Raw genomic sequence first — 17,945 nt, forward strand, 5'->3', positions numbered from 1 at the left:
CTTCTATTTTCTCTTTACTCATTCAGGAGACTCACATGAAAATTGTTGATATTGCTGTAAAAAGACCAGTTGCGGTGGCTATGTTTACTTTCGCCGTTCTACTCTTTGGAATGGTATCGCTTAACCGCCTGTCAATTAATTTGTTACCAGAACTATCCTATCCTACTCTTACAATTCGCACAGATTATGCAGGCGCAGCACCGGCTGAAATTGAACAACTGGTGTCCAAACCCATTGAGGAAGCCGTGGGTGTGGTAAAAGGAGTGCGCTCTGTGACTTCAACTTCTCGCCCCGACCAGTCAGACGTGGTATTAGAGTTCATCTGGGGCACAGATATGGATTTTGCCAGCCTGGAAGTACGAGAAAAACTCGACATTCTGCAGCTCCCTCTGGATGTTTCCAAACCCCGCCTGCTTCGTTTTAATCCGAGCCTTGATCCGATAATGCGAATGGGACTGAACCTGAAACCGGATACTGCTGACGCTGATCCCCAACACGCTGTAGTACAGATGAAAACGTTGCGTACCTATGCTGAAGAGCAGATTAAGCGCAGCTTAGAATCTATAGAAGGAGTAGCCTCGGTACGCATTGGCGGTGGCCTTGAAAACGAAATTCATGTGTTAATCGACCAACGCAAAGCAAGCCAGCTCCACATTTCCCTTACCTCCGTCATTGAGCGGTTGGAAAAAGAAAATGTCAATGTTGCAGGTGGTCGTGTGGAAGATGGATCGCAGGCGTATCTGGTAAGAACCCTTAATCAATTTGATAATTTGACCCAGGTTGAGCAGATGTACGTTGGCCGTTTCGAAGGCCGCAACATCCAGTTGCAGGACATTGCCACCGTTACCAATACTTTCAAAGAACGCTCGGCCGTAACCCGTTTCGACGGTATCGAAGGCGCCGAAATAGCCATTTACAAAGAAGGCGATGCCAATGCTGTGGATGTGGCAAACAGTGTAAGACAGCAAATTTCCCGCATTGAACAAGTGCTACCCGCCAGTTATGAACTGAAGCAGGTTTACGATCAAAGCGTGTTTATCAAACAAGCTATCGATGACGTAAAATCTGCCGCCGTTATTGGCGGAATTCTGGCGATAGTAGTGCTGTATCTGTTTTTAAGAAACTTTTGGCCCACCCTGATAATCTCAGTTTCCATTCCCGTTTCCGTTATCGCCACCTTCAATTTGATGTACGCCAACGACATCAGCCTGAACATTATGAGCTTGGGAGGTATTGCGTTGGCTGTCGGGCTTTTGGTAGACAATAGCATCGTGGTGCTCGAAAACATTGACCGCAAACGCCGCAATCAACTGGATAAAGAGGACCTTAGAACGGCTGCATCAACGGGAACGCGGGAAGTTTCTGGTGCTATTATTGCTTCTACGCTGACTACCATGGCAGTATTTGTTCCACTGGTGTTTGTTGAAGGCATTGCAGGGCAGCTATTCAGCGATCAGGCGCTAACTGTCTCGTTTGCATTGGCGGCCTCACTAGTAGTGGCATTGACGCTTATCCCTACCCTTGCAAGTCGCACCAAACAAAAAAGTCTGGCGCATCAACAGACATTTGACCGCCCCTCTTCACCTGCCCCCTCTACGTTGACTGGACGGATTGCGTATTGGGCACTGTTGCCCTTCAAATTACTTCTACGGCTTGTCTTCGTTTTTCTGCCAGCAGCGATCATGACTTCCATTATCGGGTTATGGCGAATAGCAGCAAAAATGCTTTACTGGATTTTTCGTCCACTTGCCACAGTATTTAATGCGGGTTTTACAGTATTGGAAACTGTATACGACCGGATTTTAAAGGGGGCATTGCAACATCAGAGCACGGTGCTTGGTATTACTCTAGTTATTACTGCAATGTCTTTACTGCTGCTACCACGGCTGGGAATGGAATTAGTGCCGAAAATGTCTCAGGGAGAATTTTTTGTTGAAGTTAATCTTCCAGCGGGCGCTAAGGTTGAACAAACTGACGAGTTGCTAAGTGATCTTGCCAGCCTCGCCAGCAGGCAAACCTCCGTCGCGCGGACCTACTCTCTTGCAGGTACAGGCAGCTTGATAAGCGCCAGCCCCAGTCAAGGGGGCGATCATTGGGGTAAGTTCAACGTGGTAATGCAACCCGGCACAACAGAAGCGGATGCCGAAGCTGTACGCGAGGCGCTGCGACAATACCTGGCGTCTCGTGCTGGTGTGCAAAGCCGCTTTGGGGAGCCGGAATTGTTCAGTTTTGCCGCCCCTCTGCAAATTGAGCTACAGGGATACGATTTAAATCAGTTACAAACTAACAGTCACAAAATCGTTGCCGGGCTTGAGGCCAATTCCCGCTTTGCGGACGTTACCAGTACGCTCAGAAGCGGTAATCCCGAGCTGAAAATTGTATTTAATCAAGCAAAGCTCACCCGCCTTGGCCTGGACGCACCCACAGTGTCGCAAGTCGTTGCTGCGCAAGTGGGTGGAAAAGTGGCTACCCAGTACAGCATGAATGACAGAAAGGTCGACGTTTTAGTACGTACGCAAGATAAGCAACGGGACCACGTAAACGACGTAAAAGCGATTATTATTAATCCTGAAGGCGAACAACCTGTCCCTCTAGCTGCTGTTGCCGACGTTTACATGAGCACGGGCCCCAGTGAAATTACGCGAGTAGGACAGCAACGCGTGGTATTAATCGAAGCCAATATTGCTTATGGCGATCTTTCTCAGGGCGTTATCGACGCGCAGGCAGTACTTGATAGCATCATCTTGCCAGTCAGCTTAAAGGCAACCATTGCTGGTCAGAGTGAAGATATGCAGCAAAGCTTTGTATCACTACAATTTGCATTAGCGCTCGCTGTTTTTATGGTTTATCTGGTGATGGCGTCACAATTTGAGTCACTGTTGCACCCACTACTCATTCTGTTTGCCGTTCCCTTAGCGGGTGCGGGTTCCATTTACGGGCTGTGGGTTACGAATACCTATATTAGCGTAGTGGTCTTTATCGGTTTGATAATGTTATGCGGCATTGTAGTGAACAATGCCATCGTGTTGATTGACCGTATCAACCAGTTGCGTCAACAGGGCATGAACAAGCAAAGTGCAATTACTGCAGCGGCAAAAAGCCGTTTGCGGCCGATTGTTATGACGACGCTTACCACCATTTTGGGGTTGCTACCCATGGCGATTGGCTTTGGCGATGGCGCGGAAGTACGCACTCCGATGGCCGTTACTGTGATATCCGGTTTACTCTTTTCCACATTGCTTACCTTAGTACTGCTTCCCGTTCTGTACAGCCTGTTTGATAGAAAAACTTATGAAGCTGTCACAACGGTTGCGGATGAAAAGGAGCATATTTATGGATAAGTTTGCTGATGCAGGCGGAGCGCTGGCGCGTTTTGCTATGAAGAAGCCGGTAACGATATCTATGTTTTTCTTCTCAATGCTGCTGTTCGGCATTATGGCCCGCCGATGGCTGCCACTGGAGAAATTCCCCGGTATCGATATTCCTCAAATGGTAGTAGAAATTCCTTACAACGATGCCACACCTTCTGAAATTGAAAGAATGATCACCCGCCCCATTGAAGAGGCCGTCGCGACGATGTCTGGGATCAAGCGTCTGGAAGCAACGTCTTATGAAGATCGTGCAGAAATTTTTATTGAGTTTGCATGGGACGAAAATATTAAGGCGAAAAGCATAGAAGCGCGGGAGAAAATTGATGCTATACGACATCTGCTTCCCGCTGATGTTGAAAGGGTAATGGTGTATAAGTTCAATACCAATGATATGCCGATATTTCAGTTGCGCGTATCAAGCGATCGCGACCTTTCCAACGCCTATGATTTGCTCGACAGAAACTTAAAGCGCCCGTTGGAGCGCGTTCCGGGAGTTTCCAAAGTTGAGTTATACGGCGTAATGAAAAAGCAGATCGCCATTCGCCTTTCTCCTGCTCGAATGGCCGCTATGCAAGTCGATACCACTGCCCTTTCCAAAACATTACAAGGCGCTAACTTTTCTCTGACAGCGGGTAGTATTGAAGCCGCAGATCAAAAGATTCTGGTAAATCCGGTGGGAGAGTTCACCCAAGTCGAAGATTTTGAAAATCTTTTAATTCGCCGAGATGTGCATTTAAAAGATATCGCCGATATTGCCTATGAAACGCCGCGGCGTAACGAGGGACGGCATCTGGATCGCACCTTCGCTGTAGGCTTCAACATTTTTCGTGAGTCTGGAAGTAATCTGGTTGAAACTTCAGAGCGCGTAATGAAAGTGATAAACGAAGCGAAACAGGATCCGGCCTTTAATGGAATTAATTTATTTGTCATGGAAGATACCGCCAAAAGCGTAAGCTCATCTTTGGCTGATCTTCTCTATGCAGGAATGTTGGGAGCAGTTTTTTCCGTTGCCATTCTTTATCTGTTTTTACGCCAGCTAACCACTACATTAATTGTTGTATTATCCGTCCCTTTCTCTATCTGCATCACCTTGGGGCTGATGTATTTAATGGGGTATTCCCTGAATATACTGTCATTGATGGGACTTATGCTCGCAGTGGGAATGCTGGTTGATAATGCGGTGGTGGTAACGGAAAGTATCTTTCAGGAAAGAGCGCATAACTCTAATCCTATACAAGCTACACAACAAGGGGTAAGCAATGTCAGTTTGGCGATAATAGCGGGCACTGCAACTACCGCAATCGTATTTTTGCCAAATATCGTGGGAGTAAAAATTGACGTTACAATTTTCCTTGAACATGTCGCCATTGCGATTTGTATTTCTTTATTTGCCTCGCTGCTGATTGCACAGACTCTCATACCTTTGCTGGCATCAAAGATAAACGTGCCCGCCCGCAAGTCACAGCGCTCCCCTGCGTACATTCGCCGGTATGCAAGGCTACTAAATTGGACGCTGAAGAATCAGAACAAAACCTTAATTATTGCCGTGGCAATTCTTTTGAGTACAGCAATTCCTATGCAATTTGTAACTGGCGACGAAGAAGGGAATGATGATAATGATCGAATCTGGCTTAACTATCATATGGTGCAGAATTACAGCCTGGAGGAAGTTGAGAAAACGGTAAACAAGATGGAAGCCTTTCTCTACGCGCATCAGCAAGAATTCCATATCAAGCAGGTTTATACCTATTTCACTGCTGGCCATGCCGTCTCCGGACTTACCCTGGAAGAGGACCTTCCCATTGATGTTTCCGAACTAAAAGAAAAAATTCGTGAAGCAATGCCGCTATTCGTGCGAGCTCGCCCTTCTTTTCAGTGGGAAGAGGGAAATGGCGGCGGTGTCAGTGTAACCTTATTGGGCGATTCGTCTGAACAATTGCGGGAAATCGCTGATCAGATTGTACCTGTACTGGGCAACGTCGAAGGTCTTCTTGATGTGAAAGCGGATACCGGAGGTGAGCGTCAGGAACTACAAATTCGAATTAATCGAGAAAAAGTTTGGCGGCTGGGGCTGAACACCAGTGACGTCGCAGGTTTAATTGCTACCGCCTTGCGTGGTTCGAATCTGCGGACATTTCGCTACGCAGATGCCGGAGAAGTCGATGTGCGCCTGATGTATGGCACTGACGTGCAGTCATCTCTTACGGCTTTGCGCAATATTAATGTGTCATACCAGGAAGGAAAAAATATTACTCTGGATATGATTTCGGATATCACTGTAAAACCTCAGCTGTCGGAAATAAAACGCCACTACCGCCAGACAGCTCTGTCTATTGGCGCCAATCTTGCGAACAATACAACGGTGGAGCAAGCACGGGAACGTATAGAAAATGCTATGGCTTTTGTTTCTTTGCCTACTGGCTATCAATGGACACTCGATGGCAGTTTTACTCGTCAGGACGAGGCTAACGGCGTAATGCAGATGAACATGTTGCTGGCAGTATGCATGATTTATATCGTGATGGCAGCGCTGTTTGAATCTCTACTTTTACCTACTGCTGTAATCACATCGCTGCTGTTCTCATTCACCGGCGTTTTTTGGGCGTTTATGATTACGGGAACGTCTATGTCAGTAATGGGAATGATCGGCATGCTGATATTGATGGGCATTGTGGTAAACAATGGCATTGTACTTGTAGACAGAATCAATCAGCTTATAGCCGCTGACCTGCCGCTGTTCCAAGCGGTGTTGGAAGGTTGCCAGTCGAGAATCAGACCGATCCTTATGACTGTTGCTACAACCGTGCTTGGGCTGATTCCGCTGGCTGCGGGAACGACCAAGATAGGTGGCGATGGCCCTCCGTATTCCCCCATGGCCATCGCCATAATCGGAGGATTGCTCTTCTCTACGCTTACCAGCCTATTTCTGGTGCCGCTGGCTTACGTCCTGCTCCTCAAGATGCGCTTTCATACCCAACGTATGATGGCTAACAGTCGAGCTAGGGTATCCCGATGGGTAAGGATATGATCCTATAAGTACTCGCCAACAGTAGCCATTGATCCGGGTGCGTTCCTTTCCTTTGAAAAAGGCCCCCACCCGGCTCTTTAGCCAGCTCATTTTAGCTGCGTGCGGTCAGGAATTCGTGTACAGCGTTCGCATCGCGCTCAACTGAAAATTCAATCAGGCTAGCACCGTTACACGTCAGACCTTCCTCAGACGTCACCATACGCAGCACTTCACGTTGACTCGCAGCAAGACGACCTACATTGCGAGCCAAACTTGAACGCAGTACTCTTACGTCATCCATCACGATAGCTTTACAAAAACCTGAAAATTGGGTATCGCCCACAAAGCGAACGTCTTTAGCAGGAGTGGCAGCAAATGCTGGTGATGACAATGCAGCTACGCTAACAGCAACAGCTAATGATTTCTTTACTAATGCTTTCATCTTCAAATCCTCAAATGTTTTGGCAAACTCGTAGTTAATGTGCACCGGAGTTATCTCGTTGGCGCCCTATATTTATGCACCAGATAAAAAACATTTGCTGTTGGAATATTGTTGTAAGGGGGTAAAAGAGAGGTAAAAGAAGATGTTAGAGAGTTATTAATATCTTAACCCGCTGAAATATAACTACATTTCGAAGCGCATTATTCATAATTGCAAGCATAACTAAAATTTTTATTCTAAAATATTATAAAAAGCGAGGCGGAAAAATGTTATTAAATTACCGAAACGTCGCTATTGTTACAGAAAATGCTAAGTTTTAAGGAGCAAACTTAGCGAAAGCAGTCACAATTCCGTAATAAAATTACATTTCAAGGCATTTTTCTTTCTCTTTTTGTCGCTATAGTATCGATATAACCGTGCCAGGATGCATATCCTATCAGAGGCATGAGTACGAGAAAGCCGATGAAGCCAGTAAGAAAACCGATAAGTACAGCGGTAAAAATAATCGCTCCCCAAATAAGCAGGGGAAGTTTATTTACCCACACTGCATTTACGCTAGACATTACCGCTGTTGCCAAATCCACTTTTCTTTCCATCAGGATCGGCTGAGTAAAGGCACTGATAAATAGCAGTATAAGTGTAAAAAGCGCCCCCACCGCAACGCCTAACAATAGAAAAGGCAGTAACGCTTCAAGCGTCTCATCCAGATAAGGAGGATATAGAGCGTGAATGAGGGATGCCACCCGCAGCCAAAAAATCATCAGTACGGTGAGTAGAATACCAAAGCCCCATTCATGCACAGCATTTCTCTTAATGGCTTTGAGTGAATGACCCAACGTGGGTTTATGCCCCTTCCCTAATTCCCGACTTACATCGTAAAGACCAGCAGCAAGAAAGGGACCGATTAACATAAAGCACACCATCGCTGGCATTATCACCAGATGCCAACCTGTCATTTGCACCAGGTATACAATCAACCAGGGAATCAATGCAAATATAACACCATAAAAAGCCGTTAAGCCTGGAGTTTTCATGATGTCGCGGCCTCCCTGAGCCAGCCACTTAAATGGATCGCTTGCGTCCAGTTGTTTACAGGGAATTACACGTCCAATTCCCCTGTCCGCAATTGCATTTTGAGGGGGTTCTTTGAAATGTTGAGACATATTTTTCTCTCGTCTGATAGTAGACAAATGTGTGGCAAGCATGGGCCAGGTCTTAACACGCAGCGCTAGCGGCACCTGACCCTGAAATTGTCTTTCATTAAAAGATAGGACGAATTAAAGAATTTCACAATATCTTAACAAAAAATTAGTGGCGCGCGGGTGCAAAAGGAATGCTGCCGCATTTTTTTGGTGTCTGTATTAGTGATAAGTATTCTACGTTTAGCAGGAAGATACAAAGAAACAAAAGAATTCCTGCCATTCTTCCGGATATTCTGTAAAAACATTGCGTTAGCGTGCAAATAGTACTTAACAACACCTTAAACGTTGCGATACTCTGAACACCCCGTTTCTCAACCAAGAACATCATGAAATCTGTAGCACGCTCCCACAAATTGGACAACGTCTGTTATGACATTCGCGGGCCGATTGCCGCACAAGCAAGAAAAATGGAAGACGAAGGCCATCGTATCCTCAAGCTGAATATCGGCAACCCTGCTCCTTTTGGTTTTGAAGCTCCCGACGATATCCTTAAAGACGTAATTCACAATTTACCCACCTCGCAAGGTTATTCCGATTCGGTAGGTATTTATGCAGCGCGGGTTGCGGTGATGCAGTATTACCAGCAAATGAACATTAAACATATTCGCGTAGACGATGTGTATATTGGCAACGGCGTCAGTGAAATGATCATGATGTCGATGCAGGCGCTCCTGAACAATGGCGATGAGGTGCTATTGCCCACGCCAGACTACCCGTTATGGACGGCAGCAGTAAGTTTATCGTCGGGTACGCCGGTACATTATCGTTGCGACGAACAGGCGGATTGGTTTCCTGATATCGAAGACATAAAAAGCAAGATTACCAGCCGCACCCGGGCGATTGTGATCATTAATCCCAACAACCCAACTGGCGCGGTTTACGATAACGCTATCTTGCAGGAAATTGTTGAAGTCGCTCGTGAAAACGGTTTGGTGATATTTTCTGATGAAATTTATGACAAAATTCTTTACGACGACGCCACTCACACCTGCATCGCATCTCTGGCCGATGACGTTTTCTGCGTTACCTTAAGCGGCCTGTCAAAAAACTATCGCGTGGCCGGATTCAGAGCGGGATGGTTAGTCGTTAGTGGCAACAAGCGTATCGCCAGTGATTATATCGAAGGTTTAAATATTCTGGCGTCAATGCGAATGTGCGCCAACGTGCCGTGCCAAAGCGCGATTCAAACCGCATTGGGCGGATATCAGAGCATAAAAGATCTGGTCAATGATGGCGGTCGATTAAAGATCCAGCGAGATCTGGCTGCGGATATGCTCAATGAAATTGACGGTATTCACTGCGTTAAACCCAAAGGCGCCATGTACTGTTTCGCCAAGGTGGATGAAAAGAAGTTCAATATCCATAATGACGAGCAAATGATTTTCGACTTGTTGAACAGTGAAAAAATTCTGCTGGTTCACGGTAGCGCGTTTAATCTTTTTGAAGGTGTTTATTTCAGACTGGTATTTTTACCCCATAGCGATGTGCTAAAACCAGCGCTTACTCGCATCGGTAACTTTTTTAATCATTATCGTCAGGTTGGCGGAGCATAAAATAATGAGTGATAAAAGCCATTTTTTTGCGCACCTGGCCAGAATGAAGCTGATCCAGCGCTGGCCGCTTATGCGAAATGTGCGAACAGAAAATGTGCAAGAACACAGCCTGCAAGTTGCCATGGTAGCGCACGCGCTGGCGCTGATACGCAACAAGTTTTTCGAAGGAAACGTAAACCCTGAGCGTATTGCCACTATAGCCCTGTTTCATGACGTATCGGAAGTGTTAACTGGCGATTTACCTACACCGGTAAAGTATTATAATCCGGCCATCAGAGACGAATACAAGAAGATAGAAAAGATTGCAGAAAACAAGCTGATTGATATGGCGCCAGAAGCTTTTCGCGAGGACTACGCCAAATTAATTGATGGCCAGTATCACTCAAAAGACGAAGCCTTCATTGTTAAAGCAGCGGATGTGCTTTGCGCATACCTGAAGACACAGGAAGAGCTCGTTGCCGGCAATCAGGAGTTTAAATTGGCTAAAAAACGGCTCGATAAGATACTAAAAGAATATCATTCGCCGGAAGTTGATTACTTTGTCACTCGTTACATGCCAAGTTTTTCGCTGAGTTTAGACGAAATAACGCAGGAAGATTATGACAGTCCGCAATACCCAAACGCAAACCGATTACATGCGTCTTATCATCTGCGTTAACGTATAGGTGGAACTAACCTTAATCCGCAATGATGTGAACTGGTATAAACCATTTTTCTCATGAGCAAAAAAGCGACAGAAAGATACTGTGAATAAACAACGTAGAAATTCTTTGTTTCAAGTATGGGACGAGAGACGTTTGCCGCGAACGCAGTCCAGGGACGGAGACCACCGTTCACCGTTCCAGCGAGACAAAGCACGAGTGTTACATTCCGCCGCCTTTCGGCGTTTACAGGCGAAAACGCAGGTGCTTGGCGTAGGGCTCAGCGATTTCTATCGCACCCGATTGACGCATTCACTGGAAGCAGCACAAATTGGCACCGGCATTGCCGCGCAGTTGCAGAGCAAGTTTCCACAGCAAACTACCTTACTGGAACTTGACCCGTATTTAATTGAAACGCTGTGTCTTGCCCACGATATCGGCCTCCCCCCCTTCGGTCACGGAGGAGAAATTGCGCTGAATTATATGATGCACAAGGACGGGGGTTTTGAAGGAAATGGGCAAACCTTTCGCATTGTCACGCAGCTTGAGCCATATACGGCTGAACATGGCATGAACCTTAGCCGCCGCAGCGTATTAGGTCTGATTAAGTACCCCAATTTTCTGGACACCTTGACTAACCTAGAATGTTTACCTAAAAGCCCTGTGTCGTTACGACAGGTTAAGGCCCAGCAATGGCATCCTCCGAAAGGTTTGTATCGTTGCGATGAAGCTTTGCTTGACTGGCTGCTGGCGCCGTTGTCCAGCGCTGATCGCACTCGCCTGATGTCATACCAAACCATAATTGGCGCGCATAGCAAGACCTGCTACAAATCCTTTGACTGTTCCATAATGGAACTGGCAGATGATATTGCCTACGGCATTCACGATCTGGAGGATGCTATCGTTATGAACATGGTGAATGTAGACAGCTTCCAACGCGACGTAGTTTTGCCGATTTTAGAAAAAGATATTCCCTGGCTTTCCAATAATATTGAATTGCTTAGCGAACGCCTTTTCAGCGAATTTCACCACGAACGTAAAAATGCAATTGGTGCGCTGGTAAATACCTTTATTACCGCTATCATCATCACAGAGGTTCCCGGGTTTGAGCATCCACTACTGCGTTTTTCAGCTACGCTTCCCGCTGCCCACGCCGCGGCACTCAGCTTATTTAAGCAGTTTGTTTATCATAAGGTTATTCGTAAATCAGAAGTCCAGTTACTGGAGTATCGCGGTCAGCAAATGGTAATGGAGCTATTTGAAGCCTTTAGCTCGGATCCGGAGCGGTTGTTACCTGTGAATACCCGCAAACGCTGGGCGGAAGCAGAAAAAGACAATAACGGTCAAAGAGTTATCGCAGATTATATTTCGGGCATGACCGATGAATTCGCCGCCAGGCTTTATACTACGTTATTTATTCCTAAGCACGGCGGAGCCCACGAACAACTTCAATAAAAACATTAAAAATTTTTCACGTATGAAATCATGATGCACTTTTTCCGGTCTGTATCGTAAGCAATTTGAATATGGCAGAAAGAGCGGTGCTATGCCACGCAAATTTATTCCCTCCGTTAAACTTACAGACAACGACGTGACAGATGAAGCGGTATATAAGCAACGTCGGACGTTGTTAAAATCAATGGGTTTTCTGGGCGCCAGCAGCCTGCTTGCGGCAGGAAATGCTAATGCCTTAGGCTGGTTTGGTGACGACGAGGAAAAGAAAACCTTCCAGCGCAAGGCTCTGGAATTTTCAAAAGCAGAAAAATTCAGCACAAAAGAGACGCTGACGCCTTACGAAAAGGTTTCTGCTTATAATAATTTTTATGAATTTGGCACAGGCAAAGATGATCCCGCTGACAACGCGCAGGATTTTGATGTCGACCCCTGGTCATTAAAAGTAGAAGGCTTGGTGGAGAAACCTTTCACCTTAAGTCACGACCAGTTGAGCAAGCGTTTTGCGTTGGAGGAGCGAATTTATCGCCTGCGATGTGTGGAAGCCTGGTCAATGGTTATCCCCTGGATTGGCTTTTCATTAAACGATTTAATAAAACAAGCTGCTCCGCTTTCCAGCGCCAAATATGTTGCCTTTGAAACCTTATACGATCCTAAACAAATGCCTGGCCAAACTAACCGTTTTGTCGGCGGCGGCATTGATTATCCGTATGTCGAAGGTTTACGTCTGGATGAAGCAATGCATCCACTCTCTTTTATGGCTGTAGGACTATATGGCAAAACATTACCTCCACAAAATGGTGCGCCAATCCGCTTAGTGGTGCCTTGGAAGTATGGGTTTAAAAGCATCAAGTCCATCGTCAAAATTCGCCTAACCGATAAACAACCCCCAACCACCTGGAAAAATCTCGCGGCGCAGGAATATGGGTTTTACGCGAACGTAAACCCCCGAGTGGATCATCCCCGCTGGAGTCAGGCGAGTGAAAGGCGTATTACCACAGGAGGTTTGCTGTCGCGAAATCGAATTCCTACTAAAATGTTCAACGGGTACGAAGAGGTTGCTTCACTCTATCGGGGCATGGATTTGAGCCGGTTCTATTAATGCAGCGTTTATTGAAAAAGCCGCTTCGACTAAGTTCAAGACAACTGTTCATCTTCAAATCTCTGGTGCATATTGTTGCCTTAGGCTATTTAGGCATCATGTTTTATCTGGGCTTTCAGGATGAATTGGGGGCCGATCCTGTAAAGACATTAATTCATTTTACCGGCACCGGGGCAATCAACTTGCTGATGATTACGCTTGTAGTATCGCCCCTTGCTAAGCGGCTGCCCTGCGCGGACCTTATGCGTATGCGTCGGATGCTCGGTCTCTACACATTTGTCTATGCACTAAGCCATTTTGTTGCTTACATACTGTTTGAGTTGCAACTGAATTTCTCCTTACTTGGTAGCGAAATTGCTAAAAGACCGTATATCACCGTTGGCTTCACAGCGTTCCTTCTACTTCTGATGATGGCTGCAACATCCACCAAAGGGCTACAACGGCGGTTGGGGAGAAACTGGCAACGGCTGCATAACACTATCTATTTGTGCGCTGTTCTGGCGCTGCTACATTTTACCTGGTCTTTAAAAACCGCCTGGGGAGATCCTATTTTTTATTGGATCCTGGCGGCGTTTCTCCTCTATTTACGAAAAGATAAATGGCGGTTCTTACAACGTAAAAAATCCCGTTAAGCTCACCCCGCTCCGCCGAGATGCCCATAGAGGTAGCTTTTCCTCATTGCCAACGCATCCAGCGATTAAGGAACAAGATGCCACTGCACTTCGGCTTGTATATCTGAACTAATTATTTAAAAAAGCTCTTGCCTGTATATTTATACAGTATTACTGTAAGCAGGTACTGTATAAATATCCACGAGAAGAATATGAGCTCAATAACTGCAAAGGCACATAACGTAGTGCAACTTCCCCTTCCTTTCGACCTTTTTCCGGCTCAGGCGAAACCGGATCGCGGATGGTCGTATTTATTAGCTGAGTCATTGGCTTTCAAAAAAAATGTACATCACGCTATCCGTATTCAAAAGCCTTCTGAAGAAAAGGTTCCTCAGTGGATTCGAAAATTGATTATGAGCGGTCAGTGCAAAACAATTTATGTTGAAAACCTTGCACTTCCCCAAAGTGAAAAAATATTGATTGAAGATCTGTGCTGTACCTATTCCGTCTCACTGGTTAATTTGGAAGTTAATGACCGTAACCATGGTACTGCAATGCAGAATGTAATCAGCGGCCCCTGGTGAAACATGGATTTGGTAAGGTGGCTTTGGGCAGGTAGAATGGTGCTTTTCTCGTTGGAATAGTATTTAGAATGTTGTGTTATTGCGGGCAGACAAAGTTATTTTCAGCTTGTTGTGAGCCGATAATCACAGGAAAACAGCCAGCACAAACTGCTGAAGCACTAATGCGGTCTCGTTATTCTGCCTATTGTATTAGCGCTTTTCCTTACATCTTAGACACCTATAGTGCGGAAAAACGTTCATCTTTGTCAGTTGACGCTTTGGCAGAAAGCGCGCAAGGTACCCGCTGGCTCGCACTCACCATACATAATGATATCTATCATCAGAAAGATACGGTGGAATTTAGTGCATACTACCTGGTTTCAAAAACTGTTTGCGTTTTGCACGAAACCTCGCGTTTCATTATAGAAAATGAACAGTGGCGTTATGTAGATGGGCATTTACACAACGATTGTGGAAAGCTGTCGTTGGGCAGAAACGATAACTGTATATGTGGCAGCGAGAAGAAATTTAAGCAGTGCTGTATGAAAAAGGCACTGTAAATTTTATAGACATCCTGCTTTTGCAGCCATAGTCGCGTCAGTATTCAGCAGCTTTCTCTTCTATTCCTGTTAATGGTCGCCATAACAAAAGCAATGTGCGCGGCATTGTTCCGCAAAGTTATCATGCCATCCGCTCTAGCCGTTTTAACGGAGGAATCTCTAAGTTACCAGCCAACGTTTTAACTCCTCATCACTTAGGGCGTGTTAACTTTTTCTGTTCATTTTTGCAGGGTTCTTCATAAGCCTGTCTTGCTCTTTGTTGCTCAATATTTACTTAGGTGAATTTTTTATCAAGAAGGGGCTTCATAGCTCGCACATCAATCGAAACAGGTTTATTTTGAACAAAATCAGGACATCGAAGGTCAACACACCCTTGAGTTATCAGAAAATTCTATCGCCGTTGGCGGAAACATCATTGCCATAAAAAAGTACATGAAGTTTTTTCTAAGATTTCCATTTTTATAGCTCGCTCAGCAGGTCTTCCCGTAATGCCATAGCAAACATGAAGCGGCAGTAAGTGTTCCTCTCTAGGGTGGCAAAAGCGTGCGTACGGCGCATTTGTCCAATCTAAAAGCCGCTGCTTTCGCTCTGCCTCCCTAATAATGTCAGACATTATCGTTTCTTCCAACCACTGCTGGAAAAGCAGGTTTTTTCCGTTGTTAGCAACATTACCCTTGTCAAAAAAGGCTGTCATGTTGTGAAAAGAGAAGCCGGAGCCCACGAAAAGCAGATTCTCGATCTCCAGCGTATTTAGCGCTTCTCCCATTTGAATATGAGTTAATGGATCCAAGGACTGCATAAGCGAGATTTGGACGCAGGGTATGTTGGCATCAGGAAACAAAATAGAAAGCGGCACGAACATACCATGATCGTATCCGCGCCGTTGATCAATTGATGCTTTTATTCCTGCCGAAGCTAATGACGCGGCTATGCTTTCTGCAATATCTGGCGCCCCCGCAGCAGGATATTCAAGTTGATAGGCCCGCTCAGGAAAACCTACGTAATCATAAATTAATGCAGGATTGCTACTACCTGTTATGGTAAAAACCGGCGCTTCCCAGTGAGCACTTACTAAAATGATGGCAGACGGTGTATTTAACGACGCGCGTAACGATTTAAGACTACTTACCACTTGCTGATCGCCGGGCTCTTCCAGCAAAGGTAAGGGGCCACCGCCATGAGATAAATAAAGAACTGTTGATGCTTTAGCCACTTTTCCCTCGTCTAGTGTAGGTTTGCACTGTAATTAGTGTGGCGTAAATCCTTAATAAAAACATCATAACGTGAAATGGGATCAGTATATATTCCCGCGGTAGCAAAAACTTCTGCTTTCAGTTGAACAATTTTGCAGGTTTCCCATACAAAACATAGCCACTGCTTCTGGCAGTGTCGCAATGGTAGCTATCCTTGTTTTCATAAAAAACCAATCTGCAGTAACAGTTAATCAAAACGGATTGGTATAACTCCCGGACAAATTATGACTATTAACTGCACCGACACAGCAATTATCGCTGTAGATTTTATTAACGAAATTATTCATCCAGACGGTAAGATGGCGGCGCAAGGCTATTCGAAGTTCGCGCAGCACCATAATACCTTAGACAATGTTGCTTCTTTACTCACCCTCGGGAGAAAGCGAGGTGATTTAATAATTCACGTCGGGTTAGGCTTTTCTGAGCATTATGCCGAGCAACCTGAAACATCACCGTTATTTGGCGCTGCCAAAGAAAATGGCATTCTTAAGCTTGGCCATTGGGGCACCCGCTTTCACGAAAAAGTTGCGCCGCTTGATGAAGAAGTCGTGTTGGTAAAACACCGGGTCAGTGCCTTTTACTCAACGACGCTGGAACTTATTCTACGAACTAACGGTGTAAAAAAATTACTTATAGCAGGGTGTGCCACCGATTTAGCTGTTCAGTCAACCGCTCGTGATGGGCACGACCGTGATTTTCATTGCACCATTGTTGAGGATTGTTGCGCCGCGGGTAGCGAAGACGATCATCAGGAAACATTGAAGCTTGTTAAAAAGGTGGCAAATATTAGTACGCTTAAAGAACTGAAATAAGGTTTTGAACGTTATTTTACGGTATAACAGAATCGCAGCGCCATTCGGCCCGCCCGTTAAAATAATGAATTTCACGATACTGCGACTTCGCCTTTAGCGAAAGATAGTCAACGTTCTCAACTTGAAGCTTCACCACACAAGTGTTGCGGCGTTATTCGCTGCTTATTTCTTTGCACAGCTTGATTTGCGGCTCGGAGAGATTTGGGCGACCCCATAGGAACTGTAGCTTGGCTGTATCAGAAAGATCGTTCCAAAAATCTTTTACAAATGCTCAGTGATTTGCGCTATTGAAGAAAGAGGCTTGAGTTTGGAACCTGAATTGCGCTCGCGTTTGAGCAAAATACCAGCACACGGATGTAGTCGCTTTTTTCCTGATATGCTGAATTTTATCCGTTCGCGTGCCAGAGGTAAGTAGTAACGACGTAGAATCTTGCTTAAACCCTCTGTACACGACGGTGCGAACGGCGGGATATCCATATCTATCATTAGTGGCCAGTTGGAAAAAGCGGCTTTCAGGTTGCTCTTCATTATTGGAAAAGCGCGCTTTGCAGCTGCAGTTGCCAACTGGTCTTAGTAGCACTCAAGACGGTTTTGCGGCTCGGGAAAACAACGTATAAAAATTTTCCGTGGTTTTTGCTGCCAGCTCATTCAATGAAATTCCCTTTAGCTCAGCAATGAATTCCGCCACTTCGACAACAAATCCTGGCTGGTTCTGCTTCCCCCGATGTGGAACAGGCGCAAGCCACGGCGAATCCGTTTCTATTAACAAACGTTCCAAAGGAATGGCTTTCACGACTTCTCGTAATTCATCTGCAGAGTTAAACGTAACAATGCCAGAAATCGAAATATAGAATCCTAATTCCATTGCTGCTTTTGCCATTTCCAGGGATTCGGTGAAACAATGCAACACGCCTAACGTATCGGGGGCTTTATGTTCACGTAGTAAAGAAAGCGTGTCTTCCCGAGCATCCCGGGTATGGATAATCAATGGTTTCTTGAGTTCATTCGCCACGTTGATGTGGTCGATAAAAGAGGTACGTTGAATTTCCTGAGTGTCGGCACTGTAAAAATAATCCAGCCCGGTCTCGCCTATGGCTACCACAGCAGGATGAGACGCCTTCTGCAACAGCGTCTCATAGGTACAGGCATCCTCCTGATGTAAGGGATGTACGCCGCAGGAAACAGACACATCCTCATACTCTTTGACAGTTTCATACATGCTATCAAAGTCATTAACAGACACAGCGACGCAGAGAAAATGCTGTACCCCGCGTTGTCGGGCAAAAGCTAACGTCTCTGCCAATTCTGATTCTGACTGTTTTAGTCTGTCTAGGTGACAGTGGGAATCTATAAACACAATTACCCCTCTTAAATCG

Annotated in this window: 15 protein-coding genes; 10 read left to right on the plus strand and 5 right to left on the minus strand. The window is 45.6% G+C overall.

Annotated elements, in window-relative coordinates; all coding sequences use genetic code 11:
• Positions 1 to 35: 35 nt before the first annotated feature.
• Both CA267_RS00765 and CA267_RS00770 read left to right on the plus strand, forming a co-directional pair.
• The gene (locus CA267_RS00765; RefSeq protein ID WP_075609239.1) at positions 36 to 3,341 is read left to right on the plus strand and encodes an efflux RND transporter permease subunit; all 3,306 of its coding nucleotides are present in this window, start codon (positions 36 to 38) and stop codon (positions 3,339 to 3,341) included.
• A complete protein-coding gene (locus tag CA267_RS00770) occupies positions 3,334 to 6,399 on the plus strand; it encodes an efflux RND transporter permease subunit (protein WP_075609238.1) in 3,066 nt (1,021 codons plus the stop codon). Before CA267_RS00765 ends, CA267_RS00770 begins: the two co-directional genes overlap by 8 nt.
• A 91-nt stretch (positions 6,400 to 6,490) precedes the next feature.
• Here the strand turns inward: CA267_RS00770 and CA267_RS00775 are convergent, their stop codons facing one another.
• Both CA267_RS00775 and CA267_RS00780 read right to left on the minus strand, forming a co-directional pair.
• Positions 6,491 to 6,820 carry a DUF3718 domain-containing protein gene (locus tag CA267_RS00775; protein WP_075609237.1) on the minus strand — a complete coding sequence of 110 codons (330 nt, stop codon included), beginning with the start codon at positions 6,818 to 6,820 and terminating at the stop codon, positions 6,491 to 6,493.
• Between the two features lie 368 nt (positions 6,821 to 7,188).
• Entirely contained in the window at positions 7,189 to 7,983 is a 795-nt protein-coding gene (locus CA267_RS00780) for a DUF2189 domain-containing protein (protein ID WP_075610049.1), read from the minus strand.
• Positions 7,984 to 8,348: 365 nt separating this feature from the next.
• Here CA267_RS00780 and CA267_RS00785 point away from each other — a divergent pair, with 365 nt between their 5' ends.
• The 7 genes from CA267_RS00785 (at position 8,349) to CA267_RS00815 (ending at position 14,504) form a co-directional block, all read left to right on the plus strand.
• Positions 8,349 to 9,575 carry a pyridoxal phosphate-dependent aminotransferase gene (locus CA267_RS00785; RefSeq protein WP_075609236.1) on the plus strand — a complete coding sequence of 409 codons (1,227 nt, stop codon included), beginning with the start codon at positions 8,349 to 8,351 and terminating at the stop codon, positions 9,573 to 9,575.
• 4 nt (positions 9,576 to 9,579) lie between these two features.
• Positions 9,580 to 10,233 (plus strand): 5'-deoxynucleotidase, encoded by a 654-nt coding sequence (gene yfbR / locus CA267_RS00790; RefSeq protein WP_075609235.1) that lies wholly within the window; start codon positions 9,580 to 9,582, stop codon positions 10,231 to 10,233.
• 88 nt (positions 10,234 to 10,321) lie between these two features.
• Positions 10,322 to 11,671 (plus strand): anti-phage deoxyguanosine triphosphatase, encoded by a 1,350-nt coding sequence (locus CA267_RS00795; RefSeq protein WP_408609403.1) that lies wholly within the window; start codon positions 10,322 to 10,324, stop codon positions 11,669 to 11,671.
• Between the two features lie 91 nt (positions 11,672 to 11,762).
• Positions 11,763 to 12,770 carry a protein-methionine-sulfoxide reductase catalytic subunit MsrP gene (gene msrP, locus CA267_RS00800; RefSeq protein ID WP_075609234.1) on the plus strand — a complete coding sequence of 336 codons (1,008 nt, stop codon included), beginning with the start codon at positions 11,763 to 11,765 and terminating at the stop codon, positions 12,768 to 12,770.
• Complete coding sequence (locus tag CA267_RS00805) at positions 12,770 to 13,402, plus strand: protein-methionine-sulfoxide reductase heme-binding subunit MsrQ (RefSeq protein WP_075609233.1); 633 nt, start codon at positions 12,770 to 12,772, stop codon at positions 13,400 to 13,402. The genes msrP and CA267_RS00805 overlap by 1 nt, the downstream gene beginning before the upstream one ends.
• A gap of 191 nt (positions 13,403 to 13,593) precedes the next feature.
• Positions 13,594 to 13,965 (plus strand): hypothetical protein, encoded by a 372-nt coding sequence (locus CA267_RS00810; protein WP_075609232.1) that lies wholly within the window; start codon positions 13,594 to 13,596, stop codon positions 13,963 to 13,965.
• 68 nt (positions 13,966 to 14,033) lie between these two features.
• Positions 14,034 to 14,504 carry a YchJ family protein gene (locus CA267_RS00815; protein ID WP_075609231.1) on the plus strand — a complete coding sequence of 157 codons (471 nt, stop codon included), beginning with the start codon at positions 14,034 to 14,036 and terminating at the stop codon, positions 14,502 to 14,504.
• 412 nt (positions 14,505 to 14,916) lie between these two features.
• Here the strand turns inward: CA267_RS00815 and CA267_RS00820 are convergent, their stop codons facing one another.
• Positions 14,917 to 15,717: a DODA-type extradiol aromatic ring-opening family dioxygenase gene (locus tag CA267_RS00820; protein WP_075609230.1), complete on the minus strand. Its 801-nt coding sequence runs from the start codon at positions 15,715 to 15,717 to the stop codon at positions 14,917 to 14,919.
• Between the two features lie 264 nt (positions 15,718 to 15,981).
• On the opposite strand from CA267_RS00820, the gene CA267_RS00825 reads away from it, so the two are divergent.
• On the plus strand, positions 15,982 to 16,569 hold the full coding sequence (locus CA267_RS00825) for a cysteine hydrolase family protein (RefSeq protein WP_075609229.1): 588 nt from the start codon (positions 15,982 to 15,984) through the stop codon (positions 16,567 to 16,569).
• A 271-nt stretch (positions 16,570 to 16,840) separates the two neighbouring features.
• Here CA267_RS00825 and CA267_RS19200 read toward each other — a convergent pair whose 3' ends face one another.
• On the minus strand, positions 16,841 to 17,149 hold the full coding sequence (locus CA267_RS19200) for a pyridoxamine 5'-phosphate oxidase family protein (protein WP_075609228.1): 309 nt from the start codon (positions 17,147 to 17,149) through the stop codon (positions 16,841 to 16,843).
• A complete protein-coding gene (locus CA267_RS00835; RefSeq protein ID WP_075609227.1) occupies positions 17,150 to 17,926 on the minus strand; it encodes a TatD family hydrolase in 777 nt (258 codons plus the stop codon).
• Positions 17,927 to 17,945 lie beyond the last annotated feature (19 nt).

It is taken from the genome of Alteromonas pelagimontana, from assembly GCF_002499975.2.
Lineage (GTDB): Bacteria > Pseudomonadota > Gammaproteobacteria > Enterobacterales > Alteromonadaceae > Alteromonas > Alteromonas pelagimontana.

Excerpts from the sequence above, each read along its gene's own strand:
- CA267_RS00765 (WP_075609239.1), top strand. The coding sequence starts at position 36 with ATGAAAATTGTTGATATTGCTGTAAAAAGACCAGTTGCGGTGGCTATG.
- CA267_RS00770 (WP_075609238.1), top strand. The coding sequence starts at position 3,334 with ATGGATAAGTTTGCTGATGCAGGCGGAGCGCTGGCGCGTTTTGCTATG.
- CA267_RS00775 (WP_075609237.1), bottom strand. The coding sequence starts at position 6,820 with ATGAAAGCATTAGTAAAGAAATCATTAGCTGTTGCTGTTAGCGTAGCT.
- CA267_RS00780 (WP_075610049.1), bottom strand. The coding sequence starts at position 7,983 with ATGTCTCAACATTTCAAAGAACCCCCTCAAAATGCAATTGCGGACAGG.
- CA267_RS00785 (WP_075609236.1), top strand. The coding sequence starts at position 8,349 with ATGAAATCTGTAGCACGCTCCCACAAATTGGACAACGTCTGTTATGAC.
- yfbR (WP_075609235.1), top strand. The coding sequence starts at position 9,580 with ATGAGTGATAAAAGCCATTTTTTTGCGCACCTGGCCAGAATGAAGCTG.
- msrP (WP_075609234.1), top strand. The coding sequence starts at position 11,763 with ATGCCACGCAAATTTATTCCCTCCGTTAAACTTACAGACAACGACGTG.
- CA267_RS00805 (WP_075609233.1), top strand. The coding sequence starts at position 12,770 with ATGCAGCGTTTATTGAAAAAGCCGCTTCGACTAAGTTCAAGACAACTG.
- CA267_RS00810 (WP_075609232.1), top strand. The coding sequence starts at position 13,594 with ATGAGCTCAATAACTGCAAAGGCACATAACGTAGTGCAACTTCCCCTT.
- CA267_RS00815 (WP_075609231.1), top strand. The coding sequence starts at position 14,034 with ATGTTGTGTTATTGCGGGCAGACAAAGTTATTTTCAGCTTGTTGTGAG.
- CA267_RS00825 (WP_075609229.1), top strand. The coding sequence starts at position 15,982 with ATGACTATTAACTGCACCGACACAGCAATTATCGCTGTAGATTTTATT.